The 18,425-nt window shown below is 47.3% G+C and carries 21 protein-coding genes; 5 read left to right on the forward strand and 16 right to left on the reverse strand.

The features are described from left to right. Positions 1–232, forward strand: a 232-nt coding sequence (locus tag P3C17_RS18945; protein WP_300930883.1) for an Asd/ArgC dimerization domain-containing protein, incomplete at its 5' end; no start/stop codon positions are given. A 98-nt stretch (positions 233–330) separates the two neighbouring features. Here P3C17_RS18945 and P3C17_RS18950 read toward each other — a convergent pair. Then, on the reverse strand, positions 331–810 hold the full coding sequence (locus tag P3C17_RS18950; RefSeq protein ID WP_300930884.1) for a MarR family transcriptional regulator: 480 nt from the start codon (positions 808–810) through the stop codon (positions 331–333). Positions 811–1,046: 236 nt separating this feature from the next. On the opposite strand from P3C17_RS18950, the gene P3C17_RS18955 reads away from it, so the two are divergent. Next, on the forward strand, positions 1,047–1,565 hold the full coding sequence (locus P3C17_RS18955; RefSeq protein WP_300930885.1) for an acyloxyacyl hydrolase: 519 nt from the start codon (positions 1,047–1,049) through the stop codon (positions 1,563–1,565). Between the two features lie 9 nt (positions 1,566–1,574). Here the strand turns inward: P3C17_RS18955 and P3C17_RS18960 are convergent, their stop codons facing one another. From P3C17_RS18960 to P3C17_RS19030, 15 genes are all read right to left on the reverse strand, one after another. Continuing rightward, positions 1,575–2,711 carry a DUF418 domain-containing protein gene (locus tag P3C17_RS18960; RefSeq protein WP_300930886.1) on the reverse strand — a complete coding sequence of 379 codons (1,137 nt, stop codon included), beginning with the start codon at positions 2,709–2,711 and terminating at the stop codon, positions 1,575–1,577. Positions 2,712–2,726: 15 nt separating this feature from the next. Beyond that, positions 2,727–4,352, reverse strand: a complete 1,626-nt coding sequence (locus P3C17_RS18965; protein WP_300930887.1) for a methyl-accepting chemotaxis protein — start codon at positions 4,350–4,352, stop codon at positions 2,727–2,729. Positions 4,353–4,455: 103 nt separating this feature from the next. Continuing rightward, positions 4,456–5,316, reverse strand: coding sequence for a D-amino acid aminotransferase (locus P3C17_RS18970; protein ID WP_300930888.1), 861 nt, complete (start codon positions 5,314–5,316; stop codon positions 4,456–4,458). 18 nt (positions 5,317–5,334) lie between these two features. Further along, entirely contained in the window at positions 5,335–6,183 is an 849-nt protein-coding gene (locus P3C17_RS18975; RefSeq protein WP_300930889.1) for a glutamate cyclase domain-containing protein, read from the reverse strand. Then, the gene (locus P3C17_RS18980; RefSeq protein ID WP_300930890.1) at positions 6,180–7,124 is read right to left on the reverse strand and encodes a biotin-dependent carboxyltransferase family protein; all 945 of its coding nucleotides are present in this window, start codon (positions 7,122–7,124) and stop codon (positions 6,180–6,182) included. Before P3C17_RS18980 ends, P3C17_RS18975 begins: the two co-directional genes overlap by 4 nt. Further along, entirely contained in the window at positions 7,124–7,825 is a 702-nt protein-coding gene (locus P3C17_RS18985) for an allophanate hydrolase subunit 1 (RefSeq protein WP_300930891.1), read from the reverse strand. The genes P3C17_RS18980 and P3C17_RS18985 overlap by 1 nt, the downstream gene beginning before the upstream one ends. Further along, positions 7,822–8,553, reverse strand: a complete 732-nt coding sequence (locus P3C17_RS18990; RefSeq protein ID WP_300930892.1) for a 5-oxoprolinase subunit PxpA — start codon at positions 8,551–8,553, stop codon at positions 7,822–7,824. Before P3C17_RS18990 ends, P3C17_RS18985 begins: the two co-directional genes overlap by 4 nt. A gap of 11 nt (positions 8,554–8,564) precedes the next feature. Next, positions 8,565–9,347, reverse strand: a complete 783-nt coding sequence (locus P3C17_RS18995) for a putative hydro-lyase (protein ID WP_300930893.1) — start codon at positions 9,345–9,347, stop codon at positions 8,565–8,567. Between the two features lie 168 nt (positions 9,348–9,515). After that, a complete protein-coding gene (locus P3C17_RS19000) occupies positions 9,516–12,635 on the reverse strand; it encodes an efflux RND transporter permease subunit (protein ID WP_300930894.1) in 3,120 nt (1,039 codons plus the stop codon). 3 nt (positions 12,636–12,638) lie between these two features. Beyond that, a complete protein-coding gene (locus tag P3C17_RS19005) occupies positions 12,639–13,781 on the reverse strand; it encodes an efflux RND transporter periplasmic adaptor subunit (protein WP_300930895.1) in 1,143 nt (380 codons plus the stop codon). A 198-nt stretch (positions 13,782–13,979) separates the two neighbouring features. Then, complete coding sequence (locus P3C17_RS19010) at positions 13,980–14,630, reverse strand: BON domain-containing protein (protein WP_300930896.1); 651 nt, start codon at positions 14,628–14,630, stop codon at positions 13,980–13,982. Between the two features lie 23 nt (positions 14,631–14,653). Beyond that, complete coding sequence (locus P3C17_RS19015; protein WP_300930897.1) at positions 14,654–15,196, reverse strand: ferritin-like domain-containing protein; 543 nt, start codon at positions 15,194–15,196, stop codon at positions 14,654–14,656. A 152-nt stretch (positions 15,197–15,348) separates the two neighbouring features. Then, entirely contained in the window at positions 15,349–15,618 is a 270-nt protein-coding gene (locus P3C17_RS19020) for a hypothetical protein (RefSeq protein ID WP_300930898.1), read from the reverse strand. A gap of 28 nt (positions 15,619–15,646) precedes the next feature. Then, a complete protein-coding gene (locus P3C17_RS19025) occupies positions 15,647–16,510 on the reverse strand; it encodes an OmpA family protein (protein WP_300930899.1) in 864 nt (287 codons plus the stop codon). Then, entirely contained in the window at positions 16,507–16,926 is a 420-nt protein-coding gene (locus P3C17_RS19030; RefSeq protein ID WP_300930900.1) for a DUF4398 domain-containing protein, read from the reverse strand. The genes P3C17_RS19025 and P3C17_RS19030 overlap by 4 nt, the downstream gene beginning before the upstream one ends. A gap of 323 nt (positions 16,927–17,249) precedes the next feature. On the opposite strand from P3C17_RS19030, the gene P3C17_RS19035 reads away from it, so the two are divergent. The 3 genes from P3C17_RS19035 to P3C17_RS19045 are packed head-to-tail and all read left to right on the forward strand — an operon-like array spanning position 17,250 to position 18,362. Beyond that, positions 17,250–17,600 (forward strand): DUF883 family protein, encoded by a 351-nt coding sequence (locus P3C17_RS19035; protein WP_300930901.1) that lies wholly within the window; start codon positions 17,250–17,252, stop codon positions 17,598–17,600. 49 nt (positions 17,601–17,649) lie between these two features. Then, the gene (locus tag P3C17_RS19040) at positions 17,650–18,072 is read left to right on the forward strand and encodes a phage holin family protein (RefSeq protein ID WP_300930902.1); all 423 of its coding nucleotides are present in this window, start codon (positions 17,650–17,652) and stop codon (positions 18,070–18,072) included. Continuing rightward, positions 18,069–18,362 carry a hypothetical protein gene (locus P3C17_RS19045; RefSeq protein WP_300930903.1) on the forward strand — a complete coding sequence of 98 codons (294 nt, stop codon included), beginning with the start codon at positions 18,069–18,071 and terminating at the stop codon, positions 18,360–18,362. Before P3C17_RS19040 ends, P3C17_RS19045 begins: the two co-directional genes overlap by 4 nt. Positions 18,363–18,425 lie beyond the last annotated feature (63 nt).

The following is an 18,425-nucleotide window of genomic DNA, read 5'->3' on the forward strand; positions in this document are numbered from 1 at the left end:
GGTAAAAGCGCTGTTAGCCAATGCACCCGGTGTGACCCTGATGGAAGACAACGCAGATTATCCGACTCAGGTAGGCAATGCTGCGGGTCAGGATGATGTGTTTGTTGGCCGTATTCGCCAGGATTTCTCCCATGAAAATGGGATTAACTTATGGGTTGTACTGCTGTTAAACCAGCTGTTTGCCCCGACTTGCGATTATATTATTGCGATAACTGTTATTTCGCAAGTTTAATTTTAAACTTTTTACCAACTATTTTTYAAGCTGTTGATTAGCTTGAATTTAAAAATAAAAAAAAGGGCCTAAAAGGCCCCTTCCTATCGCTTTAGTATTTATAGTTTTTTAGTTAACTGAGCTCTGAGCTCTATCAATTCCTGCCGTAACGCATGGATTTCAGTTTCCGCTAAACCACAACTTAACCCTACAGTACGGTTCACCTGCACTGCCTGCTCACGCATGGCCCAACCCGCTTTGGTTAAGCGAATTTCCAAGGTGCGTTCGTTTTGTGGATTACGAGTGCGGACCAATAAGCCCATAGCTTCCATGCGTTTTATCACCGGAGTTAAAGCACCTGAGTCTATGTGGAGTTGCTCGCCCACGTCTTTGAGCGCCAGACCATCGTTTTGCCACAAAATCAGCATAATTAAATACTGTGGATAGGTTAAACCCAAGGCATCAAGCAAAGGTTTATACATTTTGGTCATAGCTAAAGAGGTGGAATACAAAGCAAAACAGAGCTGCTGATCCAAATGTAATGCTTTTTGGCTGTTTGGATCCAAGGCTGTAGTGTTCTGTTCGGAAGAATTCGCCATGAGATAATTGCCTTTGCCAGAATAAATAAACCGCAAGGTTAATCAGCAAGCCGTGAAAGGTCAACTTCTTCTCTGTGTTTAGAGTTCAACTGTCATAGGTCTGTTGCCATATTTAACTGTCATACATTTTTTATCTTCCCCTCTTGAGATCCTGATTTCCATCACAACTTATGTACCACTCGTTACATAACCCTTGTTTATTAGCTTTCGCAGCGTGTATTAAGGCAGAACCTTTCATGAAAAAAATTTTATTAGTACTTAGTTTTTTAATGCTGAGCCTTCAGGTACAAGCTCAGGTTGTAGCTATTGATTTAGTCAAAGGCGAAGGTGAGGTTTTAGGATTGCGGCTGGGTTACCGACCTGTGGAATGGCATCTGGCTGAAATTCCGCTTTTAGGGGATGCCCAGCTTTATATGGAAGTCAGTGCTAATCTGTGGCGTTATGGTGAAGAGCCTGAATATGAAAGTAATCTGGCTGTTGCCTTGTCCCCTGTACTGGTGAAGCAATTCAGCACTTTGTACGACAGAGCTTTGTATTGGGAATTTGGTATAGGTTTTAGTTTACTCAACAAGCAACGTTTTGCCGGTAAAGATTTAGGTTCACATTACCAGTTTGAAGACCGTGTTGGCCTGATTTGGCAGCTGCACAGTAAAGCCCAGTTGGCACTGCGTTATATGCATTACTCCAATGCCGGGCTACAAAAACCTAACCCCGGTCTGGATTTTCTCGCGCTGTCTTATGCCTACAGGTTTTAAGCAGGAATTTTACAATCTGGTTTGAGCAGCCCTGGTCTGCAATTTCACACTAAGCCGCCGGTACAGCCGCTCAAACCACCATAATTGACCGTTTTTGTAAAACAGCTGCACCCACAAAAGTTGCAGTGCCAGAAAACTCGCGGCAATCACGGTCAGAGAGGCTCTGTCTAAAACGCCAAACCACTCTGGACAGAACCAGCGGAACAGCAGCACCATCGCCACAGACTGCCAAAGATATAAAGACAAAGAACAACGACCGCAGTATCTGAGCAGTTCAATGACTTTGGGAAAAGCAGGCGCAACCAGCATAAATAACCTGATGTAAATCAAGGCAAAACACAAGTCGGAGATCATTTGAAATGACAGAGGGCTCTGTTTTTCAACTGAGAGTCCGGTCCAGGCCAATGGCACTAAAGCGCAACCAAATGCAATCAGCACCAACTTATAAAAGTGCTTTTTTAATAAAGCCTGCCAGTCGGACTGCATGCCCCAGATCGCAAGTAGCATCATGCCACCAAACCACCAGTAACTGACAAACAGTAAATCAAACACCAGTAATCCAACATACTTAAATTGATGCCATAGCTGATCACTATAAGACCCTGTATACACAGCAAGCAGTTTTGCCGTCTCTGCCGGTTCTTCAACTTGCCCGCCTGGAGCCAGCCAGATCAGCGTTGGAAGAACCAGCCCTGCGGCCAGATAGTGCTTGGCATAACGAAGTTGATGATCGGGTGTCCAGCTCAGTGCCTGCTGCCATAACAGCCCTGATGCCACCACGGCATACATCAGCAGAATATCACCCGACCAGACAAACATGGCGTGGCAAAGCCCCATCAGCAACAAGGCTGACATTCTGGCTTTCAGCTTGATGGCAGACGAGCCAGATTGGTGCCACAACAGATACAAGCTGGCACCAAATAACAGGGTAAGCAGGCTGATAAATTTACCGCGGATAAATACCAGATACAGCTGATGCTGAACCTGCGACAAAACAGATATAGAGTCTGACAATCCAGCCTTTTCTGCCAGTTCCAGCGGATAAGCAAAGGCAAAAATATTAGCAAATAAAATCATCAGCACAGCAAGACCACGCAGTGCATCAAACTGATGCACTCGGGCTGAAAGCGAAGATACTGCGTCCATGCAAAGAACCTGTAGTTATACTTTGAAGCGCGTGACCAAGGCATTTAAATCCACAGCTAAGCGGGATAACTCATGAGCAGAAGCACTGGTCTGGTTGGCCCCTGCTGCAGTTTGTGCAGCTAAATCACTGATATTAACAATATTACGATCAATTTCCCGAGATACTTTGGCCTGTTCCTCAGCTGCACTTGCAATCACCAGATTACTGTCGCTGATTTTATTAATCCGCTGGGTAATAACAGACAGTGCCTGACCAGCAGCCTGAGCGACTGTTAAAGCATGGCCGGCTTTATCACTGCTGTGTTTCATAGCATTCACCGCATCGCCAGTGCCACTGCGAATTTTGGCAATCATTTCCTCAATTTCACGGGTTGAGGTTTGAGTTCTGTGGGCTAAAGCCCGCACTTCATCTGCTACCACAGCAAAACCCCGGCCTGCATCCCCTGCCCGCGCCGCTTCTATTGCAGCATTAAGCGCCAGTAAGTTAGTTTGTTCAGCAATAGCGCGGATCACATCCAATACTTTGCCTATGTCCTGGGATTGCACAGCCAGGCCCTGAATAAGCTCTGAAGTTAAGGCCACATCCTGATTCATATCGCGGATAGCAGTCACAGTTTCATCCACTTGCTGTTGACCTTGTACCGCCAATTTGGCCGACTCAGTGGATTGCTCCGAGGTTTGAACTGCGGTTTGCGCTACTTCATCCACAGCAGAACTCATTTCGGTTATTGCAGTTGCAGCTTGCTGAATTTCATCATTTTGCTGCTGCAAACCACGGGATGAATCTTCAGTCACTGAATTCAGTTCTTCCGCTGCTGATGCCAATTGAGTAGAAGAATTGGAAATATGGCTCATGGCATCACGAAGGTTATGCTGCATTTTTTGCAGTGCAGCTATCAAACGGCTGGCTTCGTCATCGCCACTATTGGTTATTTTTTGCGTTAAATCACCTGCAGCAACAGTTTCCGCAACGATCAGAGCCTCAGTCATTGGCGTCGTGATACTGCGGGTCATCCACAAAGCAACAAAAATGCTGACGATTATGCCCACCACTATAGCTAAAATCACCAAAATCTTACTGCTTTGGTAGCCTTCAGCTGAGAGGTCGGTCTGAACTTTAGAATAGTCGCGGTTTAGTTTTGCCAACTGAAGCAGAGCTTTCGTCATTCTATCTGAATGACTTGTTAACTCCTCATTGCTGATCCGGGTTGCCTCGGCTTTATTACCCGCGTCTAAGGCTTGCAATAGCAGGCTTTGTCCGGCGAAATAGCTTTGCTGGGCCGCTGAGAACTCTTGGTATACAGCCCTTTCGCCATCGATAGAAATCAGTTTTTCATACTGTTGCTGATTCTCAGTGACTTCTGAGCGTACTTTCTCTAAAGCCGCTCTGTAGTCTGCATTTTGTGTATCGTTTTCAGCTAACATCAGACGAAAAGTAAAAATTCGTACCCGCATCATACTTAAATTCAATGCTGCCAGATTATCCAGAGTTGGAATGGTGTTATCTTCAATTTCAGCTGTGGTAGTGCGCATTTGTGCCATATTCATAAGCGCCATGCTGCCCTGAAGCAGCACTAACAAGCCTAATACAGCAAAACCAGCTAATAAGCGGGCACCAATTTTATAGTTCCTCAACAACATATTTATCCCTTCCCTTGTTTGATTTTTATAGATATTTCACTCTCTGAGTCTGAAAGCATAGGCGACAAATTATAGAAAAACTTAAATTTTTACAGATAATTAGCTAAGAGTAACTGTACTTATATCGACTAAATAACTGCTGAGCCTGCCACCAGACGGGGCCTGGTTCTGCGCTGCCAATGGCCTTTCCATCCACTTCAATCACAGCTGCAACTTCTTTACTGGAACTGGTTAACCAGACTTCATCCGCAGCCAATACTTCATCTTTCGTGACAGCTCGTTCTTCCACTTCTAATCTGCTGTGCTGACGCAAAATACTCAGCAGCAACTGACGGGTTATACCGGGCAAAATCTGATGGCTTAAAGGCGGGGTGATCACAACGTCGTTTTTGACAATAAACACATTCGTAGAGCTGCCCTCGGTTAAAAAGCCTTGTTCATCAAACAAAATACATTCGTTTAACCCCAAAGCCGCAGCTTGCTGATGATGCATCACATTCCCCAGCAAAGCCGTGGATTTAATCTGGCAACGCTGCCAGCGTAAATCTGTGGCTGTCATCACTTTATAACGTGGCGCTTTGTCGATATCAGCTTCTGGCTCAGCAGCTATGTCAAAACAATAAGCAAAAATAGTGGGCGAAATATCCTGCGGGTAAGCATGGGCTCTTTTGCTGTCGGTGCCACGACTGACATGCAGATAAATACCCAGATTACCAGCACCATTTTGTTGGATCAGTTGCTGTACCAACTCTTTCCAGTCTTGTGCTGTGAAAGCACAGCGGATCTCCAGTGCAGCTAACCCTTGCTGCAAGCGCTCGATATGGGCGGCAAAGCCTACACAAAGCCCGGCATAAGACGGGATCACTTCATAAATGCCATCGCCAAATAAAAAGCCTCTGTCCATAGGCGATATTTTTGCGTCCTCTGCAGGCATAAATTGCCCGTTTAAATACACCACACTCATGGCTTTTCCTATCAATTCTTATTTCTTAAAACAAAGTTGTTGTAAGTCGTGGATCAATTGCATTGCATGCTCTGGAGGTAAACTGTCTTCTGTGATACTGGCAAGGCCTGTCACACCATCAACACAACCCCGCTTGACTAAATACTGTAAAAGCTCTGCAGGCTGGCAATCGAGCAACCAGCCCTCACCTGTTTCTGCATCTCTGATTAGTGATACCAAAGCCAGCAGTCCATAGGCAGCCCAGTTGGATACGTCAGCCAGCACTAATTCATCACAGCCAGTTACCGCTGGTGTAATAGCCAACTGCGACAGAGCCTGATAAAGATTTCCCATGCCAATCTCATTGCCACCATCCCCAATCGCTATAGTTGGGCAACTGGCCTGCTGAAAAAATACATCAAAGTTGGCACAACGGGCGCTGATATCCACTCCCCGCATATTGTAATAGCGACCATCAGCGGCCAAACCTGGTCTTTCTATTGAAATAATTAATTCAGGGGTTAACTGCTGCAAAGATTGACGGGCAAATGCTGCCGCATCAGCGCTGTTGACCGGCAACTCCAGGCAGGCATAGTCGTTTTTTAGCGCGGAAAATAATGGTTCACCACAGGCCAGCATAGCTCTGGCACCCAGTTTTTCGACAAGCTGATACAAAACAATAGCTCCCACAGGCCCGTCGGTTTCAAAACTATCGCCGACCGGAAAGCCTGTGCCTATCAGCACCAGCCCTTTTGCTTTTGCGATTAAACCAGCGGCTCTTAAGTAAGAACCTGTTTTCAGATAAGGCAATAAGGTCGCCATACCCCTTACATTCTGCCGTACCAGCATCTGCTCTATCTGTTGGCTGAGTGGTAGCAAATCTTTCAAACCAGACTCCGGAATTCCATAGCAAGCTCAGCCCAGTAACAACTTTGTTGCCTCTGTTCTGCTTCAAGCTGCTCTGGTGATACAGGGTAAAATCGGATCGGATGGCCTTGCTGACACTGAGCTAAAGCGGCCGCATGCCGTGCCAGAACAACGCCGGGTTTAGGATATCCCCCTAAGGTTTGTCTGTCGTTTAACAGCACTATAGGTAAACCATCAGGTGGCAATTGCACTGCGCCATAACAAATACCTTCGGATAACAAAGCTCTTGGCTGGTACAACAGCGGCTCACCTTGCAAGCGATACCCCATCCGATCAGACAAAGCAGACACCTGATAGTCGGTGCTGTACAGCTGCTGCCACTGAGACTCGCCAAACCAATGCTGCTGATAACCAGGTAGCAGGCCAAGTTCCAGCGGTGCAGAATAATCAGGCCAGAGTTTCTCAGGCAAAGCCCACAATAAAGGCCGGTAGACTGAAGCAGCAGGTAAAAACTGGCCTGGCTCTAATGCAGCTCCGCCAATGCCGCCGATTTTTTCCCGCAGCACTGTGCTGTTGCTGCCAAAGTCTTTTGGCAATTTAAAACCTCCGGCTACTGCCAGATAACAACGCAAGCCGGATTTGGCAAAACCAAGCTCAAGTACATCATCTTTTTTTATACGGTGAGTTTGCCATAAGCTTTTGGGCTGACMGTTTACTGTCAGAGGCATTGCTGCACCGGTCACACAAAACACAGTGTCTGTTAACGCCAGCAGGCTAAAACCACCCATTGCGATTTCAATCTGACAGCAGGGATTTGGGTTTTGCAGCAACAAATCGGCGATCCGATAACTGGCATAATCAGCAGGCCCACCCTGAGTTAATCCCAAATGGGCAACACCAAAACGGCCCTGGTCCTGCAAAGTGGCTAGTACTCCAGCTTTTAATACGACAAAAGCAGACATCAGCACAGCTCCTGCGGCAACTGGCCACCTAAAGCGAAGAACTCTTCTCTGCTGATGGATTGAAAACGCACTCTGTCACCCACGGCAAAAGGCATCAAGGGCTTTGCCGTACCTACATGTTCAGGTTCAAATAATGGCGTTGGACATAGACCCAAAATATTCCAGCCTCCAGGTGATTCAGCCGGATAGACAGCAGTTTGCCGGTCGGCAATAGCAACAGCACCTTTGGGCACTTTAGCCCGTGGGCTTTTTAATCGCGCTGTGGTAAGGCGTGCGTCTAATTCACCCAAATAGGCAAAACCCGGTGCAAAACCTATGGCGTACACTCTGTACTCAACAGACTGATGCAGTTCAATCACCTTCGCTGTGGTTAAGCCTGCCTTATGAGCAACATGGTCCAGATCCCAGGTATTGTGGTAATACACTGGCAAAGTCAGCAGTTGGCCTAGCGGCTCAGTACTGGCAGCGCAGAGTACAAGCTGTTGTTCCAGCATAGTTTTAATAGCCAGCAACCCTTGATGCTGAGGTTTGAGCACAATCAGCAATGACGCATAAGAGGGCAACAACTCCTGCAATTGCTTATCAAGCAGGCTGCGGATTTGGTGTTGCAACTGCTGAAGCTGTGAAAGATTCTGTGCCGAGATTTCTGCTGATAAATACAGGATCAGCGCATTTTCACCGGCCAGTTCCAGTTGGATCATGTTGTCCCCAGTAACTGACGAATAGATTGCACTAAGGCAAGCGCAGCTGGGTTGTCACCGTGTACGCACAAGGTATCGGCTTCAATAGCCACCAGTTCGCCTGTATCACTTTGTACTGTGCCGCTTTGCAGTAACTGCTGCACTTGCACTAAAGCGGTCTGATGATCCAGTACGCTGCCCGTCTGACTGCGGGGAGTTAAAGAGCCATCTTTTTTGTAGCACCTGTCCGCAAAAGCTTCAAACAGCAGTTCAAGCTGATATCGCTTTGCCAACAGCTTATGTTGTTTTGCAGCAGCTGTGGCCAATAACATCAGCTTTAAGGGTTTATGATAACTGGCAACCGCCTGCATCACGATTTCAAGCAAGGCTGAGCTTGCCATCATATCGTTATACAAAGCACCATGTGGTTTGACATAACTCAGCTCCAGCCCAAGGCTTTTTGCCACCCCATCTACTGCGGCTATCTGGTACCAGAGTAAATGCTTTAACTCATCAGCCGCCATTTTTACCGAGCGGCGACCAAAACCCTGTTTATCGTCGTAGCTAGGATGAGCACCAATCTCTACCTGATGTTTTTTTGCCAAAGTTAAGGTATTCACCAGTACTGTCGGGTCGCCGGCATGAAAACCACAGGCGATATTGGCCTGATCAATCAGCGGCATCACCTCTGCATCCAGCCCCATTTGATAAGCAGCAAAACTTTCGCCTAAATCACAGTTCAGTTTCATGACAGGTTTCATTAAAAACTCGCTAAAGAAGAATTTAAAAGATCGGTCACCAGCATATGACCAGGGCTGTGGGTAATACAAAAATCTGGTTTGGCTTGTTTAATCACAGCCTGAGGCGTGACACCACAAGCCCAGAATACCGGTACTTCACCTGATCTGATGCTGACGGCTTCACCATAATCCGGTGATCGGAGATCAGAAATACCAATAGCCTGCGGGTCGCCAAAATGCACAGGCGCGCCATGCACAGCAGGAAAACGACTACAGATCTGAATAGCCCGAATGGCATCTGCAGGCTTCATAGGTCTCATGCTGACCACCATGTTGCCAGAAAAACGTCCTGCGCTGGCGCATTGCAGGTTCGTGTTGTACATAGGGACGTTTTTGCCTTCGCTGATATGCCGGATTTCTAATCCGGCAGCAAGCAAAGCCTCTTCAAAAGAAAAAGAGCAGCCAATTAAAAAACTGACCAGATCATCCCGCCATAAAGCACGGATATCCTGCACTTCGTCCACCAGTTCACCTTGCTTAAAAACCCGGTAGGAAGGTAAGTCGGTGCGAAGATCAAGATCCTGTCCCAATTCAGGCAGCAAAAACTGACCAGGTTCAGACACAGCAACTAAAGGACAAGCTTTGGCATTACGCTGGCAAAACAGTAAAAATTCAGCAGCAGAGCTTTTCGGCAATATCGCCATATTGCACTGCACATAACCTGGAGCCAAACCACTGGTCTGGCTCTGAAACTGGCCTGTTCTGATCTGTTGGCGTAACTGGTAGGGCGTAAGCAAATCCATTTTGACTGCCTGAACAATGAGAAATAAGTTCATACTAGCGGATTTAATGCGCCATCCCAAGTCTGCCATAACCAAGGCAGACCAAAGCATTATTTAACCCGTTAAACAGAAACTTCAAAGGCCTGAAGCAAAAAAGAGCACCGCAGTGCTCTTTTCTTGTTAGCAGATTTATTTTGACGCTAATGGCACCTCATACCCCGTCGTCACAGCAGTGCGACGAAAGAATCTGGCTTTAAGTTTGCGCTTGGCTGTTTCCAGACTATCGTAGAAGGTAGGCACCACCAGTAAAGTCAGTACAGTAGAGGTGATAACCCCACCTATCACAGCTATACCCAAAGGTTTGTAAAAAGCCGAGCCTTCGCCGATACCAATAGCAACAGGCAACATACCTGCCACTAAAGCAAAAGTAGTCATAAGAATAGGACGTAAACGCTCACGACCCGCAGCTATTAACGCCTGTTCCAGCTCAAAACCTTCCCGTTCTTTTTTGCGGGCGCAGTCAATCAATAAAATGCCATTTTTCACTACTATGCCCATCAGCATCACTACCCCTATTAAGCTCATCAGGTTTAAGGTAGCGCCCGCTATTAACAGCGACAACACCACACCAATCAGCGATAGCGGTAAGGACATCATGATAGACACAGGTGCCAGAAAGCTGTGGAACTGCACTACTAAAATCAGGTACATCAGCATCACAGCTAAACCAAGAGCGCCAAAGATGCTACCAAAGACTTCTTCCTGATCCCGGCTTTGACCACCCCGAACTACGTCATAACCAGGTGGGAAAGGAATAGTACTCAGCAGTTTTTTAGCATCAGCRTCCACTTCACCAAAACTGCGGCCCTGAACGTTGGCGCCTACAGCCATCATACTTTGACGATCCAAATGTTCAATCACAGCTGGCCCTTTGCCTACAGTCACAGTCGCAATTTGTTCCAGTGGTATCATGGCACCGGTGCGGCTAGATAGCAGCGGTAGACGTTCCAGATCCTGCACTGTCATCCGCTCTTCCGGCCGGATACGCACATAAACGTTGCGGGTTTCGCCTGTTGGGTCAATCCAGTCACCAATTTCAGCACCAGCAAATGCCAGACGTAATGCATTGGCGGCATCATTCATCGACAAACCTAAGCTGGAAGCCAAACCCCGGTTAAATTCAATTTGCAGTTCAGGTTTAGGGTCTTGAGAAGACAAGCCGACATCGACAGCTCCAGGTATGGTTTTTAACTGCTCCATAAAATCCATCACCAGCCCTTCCAATACTCTGCTATCCGGGCCACGGAACTGGATTTGTAAGGCTTTCCCACCACCGCCGCCATTTAAATCAGCAGAGACTGTATATTCTGCGCCAACCAGTTGCTGAACTTTAGCTCGAAGTTCAGCTGCAATTTCACGTGAACTGCGGCTGCGTTCCATTTCTTTGGTCAATCTGACAAAGACCTGAGCTCTGGTGATATTGCCCTGAGTTCCGACTGTGGTTTGGGTGTACAGCTGCTCAGGCAACTGACGGGCTATAGCAGCAGCCTGCTCCGCTTTAATACTGGTGTATTCAATACTGGCCTCTGAAGGCGCGCGCACTGAAATCACAATACCACCGTCGTCTGTTTCCGGCAGGAAACCCGAGCCGCCATACATGCCTTGTAAAGCGATAGCACCAAAAAATGAACCAAAAGCCAGGATCCACATGGATTTGCGGTGTTTTAATGCCCAGCCAATCAGCTTGGAATAACGCTCCGCCTGATGATCAAACCAGATATTAAAGCCTTGCAGCACTTTACCCAAACCACGACGTTTAGCATTTTTATCATGATCCGGGTCGTGCCAGTAGGCAGACATCATAGGGTCAAGTGTAAAAGAGATAAACAAGGACACCAATACAGAACAGGCGACCGTCAGAGCAAAAGGTTTAAACCACTGGCCAGTAATACCATCCAAAAAAGCGATAGGAATAAAGACCGCGACAATAGACATAGTGGTGGCGATAACAGCCATGCCAATTTCGCGGGTACCATCACGGGCAGCAGTCATATTGTCTTTGCCCATTTCCATATGGCGCACAATGTTTTCACGCACTACTATGGCATCGTCAATCAGAATACCTATGGCCAGTGACAAACCTAATAAGGACATAAAATTCAGGGTAAAACCACAAGCCCAGACTGCAATAAAGGAAGCAAGTACAGAGGTAGGTAAGGCCAGTGAGGTAATTAAGGTAGAACGCCATGAGTTTAAAAACACAAAAACTGTCACTATGGTTAGCAAAGCGCCTACAGACAAGGCCTCTGTGACATTGCGCATACTGGCCGCAACATCWTCCCCCGAGTCACGCACTACCACCAGTTCAAAGTCGGCAGGTAAGGTTTTCTTTAATTGATCGATTTTGACTTTGATATCATCGGTCACACTAATAGTGGACGCGTCACGGGCTTTGACTACGTTAATACCTAACGAGGCCACACCGTTGAAAATAGATAAACGGCGCTGCTCTGCAGCACCATCCACTACATCGGCCACTTGGTCTAACCGAATAGCCTGATCGCCATTGCGTTTGACCACCATTTGTTCAAATTCACGCACATCCCGCAAACGGCCCTGAATACGAATGCCCTGCTCTTCCATGCCATTCACCACACGCCCCACCGGAGCGGCCACGTTTTGTGCACGCAGCGCACTGACCACATCCATAGCCGACACATTGGCTTCACGCATGGCATTTGAGTTCAGGAATATAGTCATTTCACGCTCTTTTTCCCCTTCAAGCGTGACTAAAGCAACACCTGGAACAGAACGAATTTCACGGGCAATCTGATGCTCTGCCAGTTGCGATAATTCAATCGGATCCATCGAAGTTGAAGACAATGCCAGCGACATAATAGGCTGAGCGTTTGGATCCTCACGGCGCAGGAAAGGCTCTTTCATTTCGGTCGGCAGTTTGTCGCGTACTACAGCGACCGCATCACGCATTTCCTGTGAGGCTTCAATCAGATCTTTATCAAATTCAAAAATTGCCACTATCACCGCATTGGACTCACGGGCATAAGAGCGCAGTTCGCGCATGCCGGTAATGGTGGCCATCGAGTCTTCTACCCGATTCAGTATTTCCCGCTCGACAGTTTCGGGGGAAGCACCAGGGTAAGGAATATTCATCACCAGCACAGGCGGCTGTACATCAGGAAATTGGTTGGTTTTTAAATTGGTCATCGCAAAATAACCAAAAATCATCATGGCAAGGGTCACTGCCACCACCACCATAGGGCGCTTGATACTAAAATCAGATAAAAACATGGTTTAGTTTCCTGTGCTGACTTTAGCTGATGTTTGTACAGATGAAACTTGAGGTGCACTGGCTAATTCAGCCTTGCCGCCGTCTGTTAAGGCTCCTTGTGGATGGCGTAAAATCTGAGCGCCGGACACTATGCCGGACAACACCTGCTGCGTGCCCCAACGTTCGTCTTTATCCCCCAATTTCACTTCGGTTTTTTTCAGCTCGTTGTTGGCAAACTGCCAGACAAAGTTTTTATCGCCTTCACGAATAAGAGCCGATTCAGGCACCATCAAGGCATCGCTGTTCTGCGCCTCAACATGACCTTCAGCATACAAACCTGCAACTAAGGACTGTTCTTTTAACTCCATAGCCACTAATAACTGCACCTGACGGGTGCTTTCATTGGCCAGTGGATTAATACGCTCTACTGTCCCCGTGAAAAACTGGCCACTGTAGCCATTGACCTTAAACGTAACTTTGTTGCCTACTTTCACCTGACCTACCCGATCCGCGGCCACATAACCTTCAAACCGAATACTGGCCGGGTCAATCAGTACCATCAGGCCCTTGCCTATCTGAGCTGTATCACCAGCTGACACTTTACGGGTAGCCACAACACCAGAAAATGGCGCTTTGACATCAGTTTTTTCCATCTGCTGACGGGCTTCAACCAAACGGGCACGAGCTGAAGCTAAATCAGACTGGGCCTGGTTGGCTTTGTTTTCAGCAGCTTCCAGCCCTTCCTGAGTCACTAAACTTTGTTTGGATAAAGACTGCATACGTTTCAGTTGGCGATTGGATTGCTCCAGAGTGACCACAGCAGAGCGTTCAGCTTCCTGAGCGGATAATAATTTGTCGCGGTAGGTGGTTTGGTCCAGCTTCACCAGCACATCACCGGTTTTCACCAAATCCCCATTGTCTTTGAGGACCTGCATGACGATACCTGAGACTTCAGCATTCAATTCAGCTTTCACCACTGGTTGCAAAGAGCCTGAGATCACAGGACCACGAGCCAGTGTACTTTCTGTTAACGTCAGTAAATCTTGCGACACCAATTGCAAAGGTTTTGCCGTAGCCTCCACTGTGGCAGCGACCTCTGGTTTAGAGCAGGCCACTAAAGTGCTGGTTATGCACAAAGCAATGAATGTCATTTTTATAGTTTTCATGGTCCAGACCCATCCGGTAATCAAGCAAGCTTAGATACTTTTTTATTCAGGTCACTATAAGGTAGTCAGAAGTTTCAGTCCTGCGTAAAGGGTAACAAGTTGTAACGGCTGAAAAGCAAAATACAGATCATGGACCTGTATTTTAATTGAGCAAAAGAAACAAGGTAAAACTTGAGGAGGCTACAAAGGAAAAGGCCGTTACAGCACGTAGATATGATCGGTTACATGCAACACGCCCGGTGTGCTCCAGACCGACACCAGCGCTTTATCATGTTCAGACCAGCTATTGACTGTGCCCGTCAGCACCACATCAGACTCGATCACTTCAACCACTATGGCGGACTCCATTTTTCGACTTTGTCTTGCCAGTGCGGTTTCTATATCTTTTTTGACCGTGCCAGCCAGATTTTTTGGCGTTAAACGGATCTGATTTGTGACACCACGCACACCAGCCAGATAACGCAAAGCTTCGGTTGCAGCGCGACGCTGGTAGTCGAAAGCGACCTCACCTGTTAAGTGGATCCAGCCCATAGACACAGTGAGCTCAATACCCTGAGGCGGAATATGACTGGACCATTGCAGCACAGCTTCAGCCACCCGGGTTAAATCAACGTCCTGATAGACATGCTGATGAGGCAATGACACTACAAGTTGGTTATCCAGTGACTGTACGCCATAGACTCTGTGCACAGCACACTGCACATGCCACAGCTCAGCCAGAGAAGACACTCTGCCCGATAAGGTCACAATGCCACCATGGACTAAAACACTAATAGAGTCGGTCTGCACGGCACTGTCCCACTTCAGCTCGGCCTTGATATCCATGGTTAATTGTTGATCTGATTTCATCGATTCCATTCCTGGTGCTTAGGTTAATTGTGCTGCTCCGGCAGCCCCCATAATAAGCTGGCCAGTTCATCGGCATGCTCTTCTTCGGTTTGTAAAATTTTCTGGATAAGAGCGGCACTGGTTGGATCATCATCGCCGATAAACAACAGCAATTCTTTGTAATGATCGATAGCCACCCGCTCTTCAATCAGATTTTCTTTGATCATTTCATATAAATTCTGGCCGGTGCCAAATATAGACTGACCCCGCTCTATCACTCCTTGTGGAGAAAAATCAGGCTCACCACCCAATTGCACTATGCGGGCGGCCAGCCAATCCACATGCTGTAATTCTTCATTGGAATGATCTAAAAATTCGGCAGCCACCGTATTGGCATGAATCCCTTTGGCTAAAAAATAATGACTGCGATAACGCAACACACAGATCAGTTCTGAGGCTAACGCCGAATTTAATAAACGCACCACATCATTGCGTCCGGCCTGATACCCTTGAGTGACAGCACCTGTCTCCACGTGTTGCCTGGCATGCTGGCGCAGTAATTTATGATCGGTAATAAGTGGACTCATCAACACTTCCTTTTGAATAATATGTAGTTAACTTACTGTACAAAAATCAGACTGAATGTGCGTTATCGCACTAATTTGAATAAAACGATGAAATAATCAGGCAGGAGAAACACAGAACTGATGTGCAGGGCTAATTCCACCCACACATCAGGTTAATCAGACTTATCAGGTGATAGCTGGTAGCTTTGTTTAAAGCGGTTGATTTGATGATCTGCCTGCTCTCGCGACAAGGCATAATGATCCTGCAATAACCGGCTTAGCCGGTGGGGCATGCCTTCTGATTGCAGCAAATCGGCTCGGGATAATTTGTTCCAGCACTGCTGCGCTGCATCCAGATTCAGCAGCCAGAATTGTTGCTGTTCAAGCAAAGACCCGGCAGCGGGTGTCGCTGCCGGTTTTTTTGGATTACTACGGGTTTTCATCAACAAAACTCCTGTAGTCTGCTAAAGACTAAAGTGGCGCTGCAGCTGTATTCGCAATAATAACTTCTACCCTGCGATTTTGCTGACGACTGGCGGCAGACTCATTGTCGCTGACTGGTGCATGCTCGCCTAAACCTCTGGCCGTTAAACGGTTAGAAGCAATCCCCTGAGCTTCCAGATAACGGCGCACTGAATTAGCACGGCGCTCTGATAACCCCTGATTGGAATCTGAGCTGCCAATGCTGTCGGTATGACCTTCAATCTGCACAGTACGATCCTGATAACGATTTAAAAAGGCCGACAGTTTCGACAAGTTATTCAGTGAACCTTCTTTGAGCTCAGCACGGCCTGTATCAAACAGCACATCACCCAAAGTCACCACCCAGCCTCTTTCGGTTTCTTTTGCATTCAACTCTGAAATTTGTTGCTGTAATTCCAGAGCTTGTTGTCTGGCCAATTCCGATTCGGCTTGAGCTGTTGTTGCATCCTGCCGGGCTAATTTGGCGTCATAGCGGGCTGCATCTGCTTCTTGAGTTCTGGAATCGAGGCGGGCATCGGCTTGTTGTGCACCTAAGGTTTTGTATTGCTCATCCAGATAACTGGTTTGCGCTACAGCTTTGGCTATTTCCACTTTTTTATCTGCCAGCTTGACTCTGTACATAGCCAGAGCTTTGTCTTTCGTTGGCTGCTCAGCGGCTAATACAGCGGTTACGGCCTGCTGCACTGGCAACACGGCTCTGTTCGCCAGATTCGGGTCGGCCTGCAAAGCAGTCAGTTTTTGTCTGACCGCATAAGAGCCCTCAGGTTTCTCCACCTTAGAACTACAGGCAGATAAGGTCATTACACCGGCAACCAGCACAAGAATTGGGGTCGTCCTTGTTAAAATTTTCATTGCATTTGTCCTGTTTTACGTTGCATTTCCTGCCTTAACACATCGATATTTTTTTGCATATCATCAATCACAGCGCGGACTTTTCCTTCACTGGCACGGGCTGATGCCAGTTCAGCACCCGCTTTGGATAGCTCGGCATAACGGCTGGCCGCCAGCATGTCTTCATTCTGAACCGCAGTACGGGCTGAAACTAAATCAGCTCTGGCTTCCAGCAATTCTGGTAAGGCGTAATCGCTTGCTGTAATACGTTCAGCGGCAGCAATAGCTTGTTCTGCGGCCTGGATCTGGCCTACTGGTGCTTCTGGTGCTGAAGCGCAAGACGCAAGTACAGCTGTCAGGCTTAACATCAATACAGTGTTGCGGACAGATGGATAGCGGCTTGAGAAGTACGAAGATAAATTCGTGGATAGATACATGGTAACTCCCTGATCAGTAATCAAAAAACAACAACAAACAGCAAAGCTCTTCCTGAAACTCAGCCGATACGAGCCTGCCTGTTTTTGCATACTGAACCTTAAAATCACAGCCCTCGGTGCGCTGGCGCTCATATAGCACTGTTACTTTTCATGTGAAAAAGACAATAAAAAAAATTTAATACAAAGTTAATTAGCTACTTTGTGCTCTGACCCACATACAGAGCCGTTTAGGTGCTATAGTCTGGCCCTTCACTCTGAGCAAAAGGATTTGACGGTCAGATTTTTCAGGGACCAGATTGCCACCCACATAAAAGGATGTACTTATGCCCACTCGTACCGATGGCGCAGCTCAAAATTCAAGCCAGAACGGCCCGGCTTTAACCGATGAATTCCACAACTTTATTGCAGACATCGAAGATTTACTCAAAACCACCACGTCCTTAACCGGAGCGGAATTTGAGCAAGCCAAGAAAAAGCTGACTGAACGTGTGGCTACAGCCAAAGCGTCAGTGGAAGATATAGGCCAGAACTTTGCTGCCAAAGCCCGCCACTCTGCTGAAGTAACAGACCGTTATGTGCACCAACAGCCTTGGCAGTCTATTGCTGTCTGTGCAGCGGCCAGCTTCATATTAGGCGCTTTTGTCGCCCGTTGTAGCGGTTCAGGCTCTAAATAACATGACGTACACCGACCCTTTGCGGTCGGTTTTTTTAAATGGAGTTTGCATGTCGACACCTGAAATGGAAAATGCCAACAAAGGTTCTGTAGGTTTTGACCCTGCCCGCTGGCTCTGGTTGCTCGATAAAGCCAGCCCGCAACTGATCACACAGTTGGGTTTGCATGGGCAGTTGATGCATTTGGAATGGCAACAGGAAAAACGCCGTTTGCAATGGATCATGCTCTACAGTGTGCTTAGCATCAGTTTTGTATTTTTGGCCTTCCTGTTTGCAGGTTTCGCTTTGCTTTATCTGAACAGAAATAACGAGAGCTTTACCTTAGTGATCTGGACTTTGCCGGTGGTTTTTACTCTATTAGCCGCAGCCTGTTTTTTTCTCATCCACCGCTTAGGCAGTAAAGGTCAGAGCGCCTTTAACGCAAGTTTTCAAGAGCTAAAAACCGACCTTCAGCTATTAAGGCGTCAGGTATGACTACTGAAAAGCCGTTACCACTACAAGTCCAAATTCTGTTGTTACGTCAGAAAATGGCACAGCAACGCCTGTTGATCCAACAATACATAGGGCCACAGCAGCAACAGGACGCCGATCAGTTTCCCCGCAGCTTGGGCATGAGGTTGCTGCAGCAACAGTTATCCGGCGCAGCCCCCTGGCTGATGGTGCTGAAAAATAAACTGCATGGCAAAGAATCGGCTTTACTCTGGTCTGTTGCCTTAACTCTGGGCCAGCACTGGTTGCAGAAAAAACGTCAAACTCAGGATTAACAGCTGTTTAAATCTGTGGATCACAGATGAATTTTATTCGCTAAGACCTCTATGTACGACGAC

Origin of the sequence: Rheinheimera sp. 1928-s (genome assembly GCF_029269265.1) — a bacterium.
In the GTDB taxonomy this organism is placed as follows: domain Bacteria; phylum Pseudomonadota; class Gammaproteobacteria; order Enterobacterales; family Alteromonadaceae; genus Pararheinheimera.

What these genes read in the sequence shown, in the direction of transcription:
- P3C17_RS18970 (WP_300930888.1), bottom strand. Translation starts at nt 5,316, where the DNA reads ATGAGTGTGGTGTATTTAAACGGGCAATTTATGCCTGCAGAGGACGCA.
- P3C17_RS19025 (WP_300930899.1), bottom strand. Translation starts at nt 16,510, where the DNA reads ATGAAAATTTTAACAAGGACGACCCCAATTCTTGTGCTGGTTGCCGGT.
- P3C17_RS18950 (WP_300930884.1), bottom strand. Translation starts at nt 810, where the DNA reads ATGGCGAATTCTTCCGAACAGAACACTACAGCCTTGGATCCAAACAGC.
- P3C17_RS19015 (WP_300930897.1), bottom strand. Translation starts at nt 15,196, where the DNA reads ATGAGTCCACTTATTACCGATCATAAATTACTGCGCCAGCATGCCAGG.
- P3C17_RS19010 (WP_300930896.1), bottom strand. Translation starts at nt 14,630, where the DNA reads ATGAAATCAGATCAACAATTAACCATGGATATCAAGGCCGAGCTGAAG.
- P3C17_RS18995 (WP_300930893.1), bottom strand. Translation starts at nt 9,347, where the DNA reads ATGGATTTGCTTACGCCCTACCAGTTACGCCAACAGATCAGAACAGGC.
- P3C17_RS19030 (WP_300930900.1), bottom strand. Translation starts at nt 16,926, where the DNA reads ATGTATCTATCCACGAATTTATCTTCGTACTTCTCAAGCCGCTATCCA.
- P3C17_RS18985 (WP_300930891.1), bottom strand. Translation starts at nt 7,825, where the DNA reads ATGATCCAACTGGAACTGGCCGGTGAAAATGCGCTGATCCTGTATTTA.
- P3C17_RS19040 (WP_300930902.1), top strand. Translation starts at nt 17,650, where the DNA reads ATGTCGACACCTGAAATGGAAAATGCCAACAAAGGTTCTGTAGGTTTT.
- P3C17_RS18965 (WP_300930887.1), bottom strand. Translation starts at nt 4,352, where the DNA reads ATGTTGTTGAGGAACTATAAAATTGGTGCCCGCTTATTAGCTGGTTTT.
- P3C17_RS19020 (WP_300930898.1), bottom strand. Translation starts at nt 15,618, where the DNA reads ATGAAAACCCGTAGTAATCCAAAAAAACCGGCAGCGACACCCGCTGCC.
- P3C17_RS18960 (WP_300930886.1), bottom strand. Translation starts at nt 2,711, where the DNA reads ATGGACGCAGTATCTTCGCTTTCAGCCCGAGTGCATCAGTTTGATGCA.
- P3C17_RS19035 (WP_300930901.1), top strand. Translation starts at nt 17,250, where the DNA reads ATGCCCACTCGTACCGATGGCGCAGCTCAAAATTCAAGCCAGAACGGC.
- P3C17_RS19045 (WP_300930903.1), top strand. Translation starts at nt 18,069, where the DNA reads ATGACTACTGAAAAGCCGTTACCACTACAAGTCCAAATTCTGTTGTTA.
- P3C17_RS18990 (WP_300930892.1), bottom strand. Translation starts at nt 8,553, where the DNA reads ATGAAACTGAACTGTGATTTAGGCGAAAGTTTTGCTGCTTATCAAATG.
- P3C17_RS18955 (WP_300930885.1), top strand. Translation starts at nt 1,047, where the DNA reads ATGAAAAAAATTTTATTAGTACTTAGTTTTTTAATGCTGAGCCTTCAG.
- P3C17_RS19005 (WP_300930895.1), bottom strand. Translation starts at nt 13,781, where the DNA reads ATGAAAACTATAAAAATGACATTCATTGCTTTGTGCATAACCAGCACT.